At 64.9% G+C, this 6091-nt stretch carries 3 protein-coding genes and 1 pseudogene; 3 read left to right on the top strand and 1 reads right to left on the bottom strand.

The window, feature by feature from the left end:
* Positions 1 to 30 precede the first annotated feature (30 nt).
* Positions 31 to 2733 (top strand): annotated as a pseudogene (mutS, locus tag ACTHNR_RS19195) (DNA mismatch repair protein MutS).
* Complete coding sequence (locus tag ACTHNR_RS19190; RefSeq protein ID WP_440549246.1) at positions 2730 to 4022, top strand: hypothetical protein; 1293 nt, start codon at positions 2730 to 2732, stop codon at positions 4020 to 4022. The pseudogene mutS and the gene ACTHNR_RS19190 overlap by 4 nt, the downstream one beginning before the upstream one ends.
* On the opposite strand, the gene ACTHNR_RS19185 is transcribed toward ACTHNR_RS19190, so the two are convergent.
* Positions 3999 to 4544, bottom strand: a complete 546-nt coding sequence (locus ACTHNR_RS19185) for an FKBP-type peptidyl-prolyl cis-trans isomerase (protein WP_440549245.1) — start codon at positions 4542 to 4544, stop codon at positions 3999 to 4001. The genes ACTHNR_RS19190 and ACTHNR_RS19185 overlap by 24 nt on opposite strands.
* Before the next feature lie 31 nt (positions 4545 to 4575).
* On the opposite strand from ACTHNR_RS19185, the gene ACTHNR_RS19180 reads away from it, so the two are divergent.
* Entirely contained in the window at positions 4576 to 5799 is a 1224-nt protein-coding gene (locus tag ACTHNR_RS19180) for a JmjC domain-containing protein (protein WP_440549244.1), read from the top strand.
* The last annotated feature ends 292 nt before the right edge of the window (positions 5800 to 6091 follow it).

Below are 6091 nucleotides of genomic sequence, written 5' to 3'. Positions count from 1 at the left end.
CGCATCCGAACACGTTTGCCCCGATTACCCATGAAAACCGAAACCAGCGTCGATGCTCCGGCGGAAGCCACGCTCGCGAAGCACACGCCCTACATGCAGCAGTACCTGCGCATCAAAGCCGACCACCCCGGCACGCTGCTGTTTTTCCGCATGGGCGACTTCTACGAGCTCTTCTTCGAAGATGCGGAGAAAGCCGCTCGCCTGCTCGATCTCACGCTCACGCAGCGCGGCGCGTCGGCCGGCAATCCGATCAAGATGGCGGGCGTGCCGTATCACGCCGTCGAGCAATACCTCGCCAAGCTCGTCAAGTTCGGAGAATCGGTCGCCATTTGCGAACAAATCGGCGATCCCGCCGCGTCGAAGGGCCCCGTCGAACGCAAGGTCGTGCGCATCGTCACGCCTGGCACGCTCACCGATGCGGCGCTGCTCTCGGACAAGAACGACGTCTACCTGCTCGCCGCCTGTCCGGGCCACAACAGGCGCGGCGTGACGACCACCATCGGCCTCGCGTGGCTCAACCTGGCGAGCGGCGCATTGAGGCTGGCGGAGGTCGCCCCCGGCGAAGTCGGCGCGGCGCTCGAACGTATTCGGCCCGCCGAAATTCTTGTGGCCGATGGCGCGGCCGACGCGCTGCCGGGCGGCCTGGGCACCCTCACGCGCGTCCCGGCCTGGCACTTCGACGTCGCCTCGGGCGTGCAGCGGCTGTGCGATCAGCTCAACGTCGCCAGCCTCGGCGGGTTCGGCGCCGAGGGCCTCACGAGCGCTTGCGGCGCGGCTGGCGCCGTGCTGCTTTATGCGGCATCGACGCAAGGCCAGCAATTGCGTCACGTACGCAGCCTGAAGGTCGAAACCGAATCGGAATACATCGGCCTCGATCCGGCCACGCGACGCAATCTGGAGTTGACGGAAACCTTGCGCGGCGGCGATTCGCCCACGCTGTGCTCGCTGCTCGATACGTGCTGCTCGACGATGGGCAGCCGCCTGCTGCGTCACTGGATTCATCACCCGCCACGTGCCGCCATTGTCGCGCAGTCCCGCCAGCAGTCGATCGGCGCGCTGCTCGACGCGCCCACGGGCACGAGCCTCGAGATGCTGCGCACCGCACTGCGCCGCATCGCCGACGTCGAACGGATCACGGGGCGCTTGGCGCTACTCTCGGCTCGCCCGCGCGACCTTTCGAGCCTGCGCGATACATTCGCCACCCTGCCCGCGCTGCGGCAACTCGTCAGCGCGATGGCCGCCGCCACGCCGGCGCTCGAGCGGATCGCCGCGGCGCTCGAACCACCCGCGGCCTGCGTGGAACTGCTCACGCGCGCCGTCGCCGAGGAACCGGCCGCGATGGTGCGCGACGGCGGCGTCATCGCGCGCGGCTACGACAGCGAACTCGACGAGCTGCGCGACATCTCCGAGAACTGCGGACAATTCCTGATCGACCTCGAAGCCCGCGAGCGCGCTCGGACCGGCATCGGCAATCTGCGCGTCGAGTACAACAAAGTGCACGGGTTCTACATCGAGGTGACGCGCGGGCAAACCGACAAGGTGCCCGACGATTACCGGCGCCGCCAGACGCTGAAAAACGCCGAGCGCTACATCACGCCGGAACTCAAGACGTTCGAAGACAAAGCGCTGTCGGCGCAAGAGCGCGCCCTGGCGCGCGAACGCTCGCTCTACGACGCGTTGCTGCAGATGCTGCTGCCGTTCATCGAGGATTGCCAGCGCGTGGCGGGTGCGCTCGCCGAACTCGATCTGCTCGCGGCGTTCGCGGATCGCGCGCAAACGCTCGGTTGGGTCGCACCGGAATTCTCGGAAGAAGCAGGCATCGAAATCGAGCAAGGTCGTCACCCGGTCGTCGAAGCGCAAGTCGAGCAGTTCGTCGCCAACGATTGCCGTTTGAGCACCGACAGAAAGCTGCTCTTGATCACCGGCCCCAATATGGGCGGTAAATCCACTTTCATGCGGCAGACGGCGCTGATCGCGCTGATGGCGTATGTGGGCAGCTACGTGCCCGCGCGCCGCGCGCGCTTCGGCCCGATCGACCGCATTTTCACGCGCATCGGCGCGGCCGACGATCTCGCCGGCGGACGTTCGACGTTCATGGTGTAAATGACCGAAGCGGCCGCGATTCTCAACGACGCAACCGAGCAAAGCCTCGTGTTGATGGACGAAATCGGCCGGGGCACGTCCACCTTCGACGGCCTCGCGCTCGCTTGGGCCATCGCGCGCCATCTACTGTCGGCCAACGGTTGCTTCACACTGTTCGCGACGCACTACTTCGAGTTGACGCAGTTGCCGACCGAGTTCGCCCAAGCGGCCAACGTGCATCTGTCGGCGGTCGAGCACGGTCACGGCATCGTCTTTCTCCACGCCGTCGACGAAGGGCCCGCGAGTCAAAGCTACGGTCTGCAGGTCGCGCAACTGGCGGGCGTGCCGTCGGCCGTGATTCGCGCGGCGCGCAGGCATTTGACGCTGCTCGAACAGCAATCGGCGGCCCACGTCACGCCGCAGCTCGATCTGTTCGCCTCGCCCGTCTATGCCGAGGATGCGCTCGACGAACCGATGAACGCGCGCGGCGACGCCCAGACCACCGACGCGTCGTCGCATCCCGCGCTCGAGCGGTTGCGCGAGATCGATCCGAACGAGCTGCGTCCGCGCGACGCGCTCGATTTGATCTACGAACTGCGCGAACTCGCGAACGCCGCGCGCGATCGCGAGAGCGCCGAGCGCGGCGCGTGAGCGCGGCAACGCTCATGGCGAACGTGCGTTGCCGCGCCGCATTCGCCGCGGTAGCCCTTGCCGGATCCGTGCTTTTCACGGCGCCGGCATCGGCCGCCGAACCGCGCTATGCGTTCGCAGTCGTCTCCGGCGCCATCCGCAGCCCCGCGGACGAGGTCGCCGCCGCGCGGCTCATCGAGGCGATCGGGCTAGACGAGCGCCGTGCGTTCGTCGTCTACGACGGCAACATCAAAGGCGCGGACGAACGATGTTCCGACACGCTCTACGATCGCCGCCAACAATTGCTGCAGGCCTCGACGATTCCGCTCGTCGTCATCCCTGGTCAGCATGATTGGGCCGACTGCGCCACGGCGGCGGGCGGCCGCTACGACGCCGCGGAACGGTTGGACTTCTTGCGACAGACCATGTTTTCGGACACGGTATCGCTCGGGGCGCCGACGCTCCCGCTGACGCGCGAAAGCGAAGTGGCGCGATTCCGGGCCTTCCGCGAAAACGTGCGTTGGGAGATGGGAGATACGGTATTCGTCGGTCTCGATGTGGTTGGCGGCAACAATCACTACTCCGATGCGGGAGGCCGCAACGGCGAGTTCGACGATCGTGCCATCGCATCGTCGTTTTGGCTCGAACACGCCGCGGAATACGCAAGGCGTCGCAGCGCGAAAGCCCTCGTCGTATTCGTCGAAGCGGACCCCAACTTCGCGCGATACGAAGAACACGCCGACCGATTCGCTTGGCTGCGCTTCGCACGACATCGCCCGCGCGACGGCTACCTCGAATTCAAACGCAGCCTCGTCAAAGCGGCGCAAACGTTCAAGGGGCCTGTCATCGTCATCCACCACGATGCTCACGCGCCCGCGGCCGGGTTCACGATCGATCAGCCGCTTTACAACGATAAAGGCTCGCGCGTGGACAATCTGACGCGCATCGCGATTGCGCCGCACGACCCGGCGACGCAGTGGGTCGCGTTCGACGTCGACTTCAATCGGCACGCGCCGTTTCGCGTGAGCGTGCGCACGGTGCCGAAGGGGCTGCCCACACCGCCAAGTTCACCGGCGATCGTGCCGCCGCGGCAAACGGCCACGCCGGCCTCCGATGCTTCGGGGCCGGCTATCGAACCGCTTCCAGGGATGCAGAACGTGCCGCCCGCGCCGCCACCGCAGGTTCAGCCCGCGGCGCCCGCGCCGGCGAGCCCCGCCACGGAGCCGCCGCTGCTGCCGGCGCCGTCGGATGCGCCGCCGCCACCGGCAGGCGCGCCGACGCCCTATTCAGTGCAAGGTGGGGGTTCCTGAGGCGTCTTGTTCATCGTCGTCATCGTCTTCGTCGACGACTTCGATGCCTTCCGCCCCGTGCACATGCGCGTGCTCGATTTCATCGGCCGTCGCCTCGCGCACTTCCTTGACGGTCAGTGCAAAACGCAGGGCCATGCCGGCAAGCGGATGATTGCCGTCGAGCACGACTTTGTCTTCCGCCAGATCCGTAATCGTGTAGATCAACGAATCCATCTCGTCGTCGCCGTCCTCGGGTGTGCCCTCGAACTGCATGCCCACTTCGAGCGGCTCCGGAAAGCGGTTGCGCGGCTCGATCTTCACGAGCTCCGGGTCGTATTCGCCGAATGCGTCCTGAGGCTCGAGTTGGATCTGCGTGTGGAAGCCAGGCTCCTGCCCATCGAGCTCTTCCTCGATTTTAGGGAACGTGCCATCATAGCCGCCGTGCAGATAGACCATCGGCTCGTCGCTTTCTTCGATGAGGTTGCCCTGAGCATCGGAGAGCTTGTACGCGACCGATACGACGGTGTTCTTTGCAATTTTCATTCGAGTCTCCAAAATACGGTTCCATTATACGATGCCCAAGCGGCCCCTCGACCATCGGGCCGGCATGGCCGCCCCGTCAGTTTCTCCGCCCTCGCCCGATGCGCGCACCCCGCTGCTCGGCGGTCTCACGCCGGCGCAGTTCATGCGCCGCTATTGGCAAAAGAAGCCGCTGCTGATCCGTGGCGCCATCCCCGACCTCGAGCCTCCGCTCTCTCGTGAAGCCCTGTTCGAATTGGCGCAAAGCGATGACGCGGAATCGCGCTTGGTGTCGCACCTGCGCGGTCGCTGGCGGCTCGATCACGGTCCCTTCGAAGCGGACGAGATACCGAGCCCCAAACGCCGCGAATGGACGTTGCTCGTGCAAGGCGTGGATTTGCACGATGACCGTGCACGCGCCCTGCTCGATCGGTTTCGCTTCATCCCCGATGCACGCCTGGACGATCTGATGATCTCCTATGCGACCGACGGCGGCGGCGTCGGTCCGCATTTCGATTCTTACGATGTGTTTCTGCTGCAGGTGCACGGCAAGCGTCGCTGGCGTATTTCCACCCAGCGCGATTTGACGTTGCAACCGGGACTGCCGTTGAAGGTTTTACAGCATTTCGAGCCCGAGCAAGAATTTCTGCTCGAACCAGGCGACATGCTGTACCTCCCTCCCCACGTCGCTCACGACGGGGTGGCGCAAGGCGAATGCATGACCTGTTCGATCGGCTTTCGCGCGCCGTCCGCGAACGAACTCATCGGCCAATTTCTCTACTATTTGGCGGAACGAGGCGAGCTCGCGCGCTCCCAGGCGGGCGAGCGGCTTTACCGCGACCCGCATCAAAGCGCCGTCGCGCATCCGGCCGCTTTACCGCCGGCCCTCGTGGCCGAGCTTGGCGCGATCCTTGCGCGCGTACGCTGGACGCAGCGCGATATCGTGTCGTTTCTCGGCAGCTATTTGAGCGAACCGAAGTCGCACGTGGTGTTCGACTCGCCCGACCGGCCGCTCGGCGAAGCTGCATTCGTCCGGGCTGCGCAAGGCTCGGGCGTGCGCCTGGACAACCGGACGACCCTGCTGTACGGCGCGCGGAGCTACTTCATCAACGGTGAGGAATCGGCCCTGCCGCGCAAGCGCAAATGGCTCTTGGAATTGGCCGATGCACGACGAATTGAGGGGAAACGCTTTGTAACACTCTCGGCCGACCCGTCGATGACAGCGCTGCTGCACGAGTGGTATCGTGCCGGCTGGGTACGAGTCGGCGCGTTCTCATGACGCTAGCCGTGCCCGCCTATCGATTACGGTTAAATTCTGTATGAGAAAGGCAACGTATTGACCCTGCTTTGTCGACGGTCGGTACGAAAGTGCATATAATTTCCGCCCAAGCCGTGGGGAAGATTCACGCTCTGATGTGCGTCCCACCAGCGGCCTAGGTTGGTGTTGGAGCACATTACCGGTATTATTTCGCGCTGTTGCGTACCTATAACCATACAAGGACGTGATCATGAAGAAATCCCTCCTCGTAGCATCCCTGTTGGCGGCTGTTGCACTGGCTGCATGCAACAAG

This window comes from Trinickia sp. (assembly GCF_051954495.1).
Classification (GTDB): Bacteria; Pseudomonadota; Gammaproteobacteria; order Burkholderiales; family Burkholderiaceae; genus Trinickia.
The sequence above is the reverse complement of the archived record's forward strand: the minus strand, read 5'-3'. Positions and strand labels throughout refer to the sequence as shown.